At 71.0% G+C, this 882-nt stretch carries 1 protein-coding gene; it reads left to right on the forward strand.

Going from position 1 to position 882, the window contains the following annotated elements:
• On the forward strand, positions 1-882 hold an 882-nt coding region (locus tag ACLEQD_RS44435; RefSeq protein WP_410391936.1), incomplete at both ends, for an AMP-binding protein.

An 882-nucleotide genomic window follows, 5' to 3' on the forward strand; every position in this document is an offset into this window, starting at 1 on the left:
CGGCCGCGAAGTTCGACCTCAGCTTCGTCTTCACGCACTCGCCCCAGGGCCTGGCCGGCTCCGTCACCTACAGCACCGCCCTGTTCCGCGAGGACTCCATCCGCCGACTCCTCGGCCACCTGCGCGTGCTGCTGGAGGCCATCGTCCTGGATGCCGGGCAGCATGTGTCCGCGCTGCCGCTCATGGATGAGGCCGAGCGCCGGCAGGTGCTGGTGGACTGGAACGCGACGGCGACTGGCTTCCCGCGCGATGTCACGCTGCACGGCCTCATCGAGGCGCAGGTGGAGCGCACCCCCGACGCTGTCGCTCTCGTCTTCGAGGGCCGCACGCTGACGTACCGGGAGCTGGACGCGCGGGCCAATCAGCTCGCGCATGCCCTCATCGCGCAAGGCGTGGGGCCCGAGGTCCGCGTCGGCCTCCTGCTGGAGCGCTCCCTGGAGCTCGTCGTCGCACTGTTGGCCACGCTCAAGGCTGGCGGCGCCTACGTCCCCTTCGACCCCGCCTACCCCGCCCAGCGCCTCACCTGGATGCTGGAGGACGCGCGCCCTGCGGTGCTCCTGGCTCAGGAGCACCTGCTCTCGCGCCTGCCCGCGCATGACGCCCGGGTGCTGTGCCTGGACACGCAGTGGGAGGCCATCGCGCTCCAGCCCCGGCTTGCGCCGCCGCCGCGCGCCACCGCCGACGGTCTGGCCTACGTCATCTTCACCTCCGGCTCCACCGGCCGCCCCAAGGGCGCCATGAATGCCCATGGGCCCGTGGTGAATCGCCTGCTGTGGATGCAGTCCGCCTACGGGCTGGGCCCTTCGGACGTCGTCCTGCAGAAGACGCCTTTCAGCTTCGACGTCTCCGTCTGGGAGTTCTTCTGGCCCCTCATGACGGGCG

This window comes from Corallococcus sp. 4LFB, assembly GCF_046520365.1.
GTDB classification, from domain to species: Bacteria; Myxococcota; Myxococcia; order Myxococcales; family Myxococcaceae; genus Corallococcus; species Corallococcus caeni.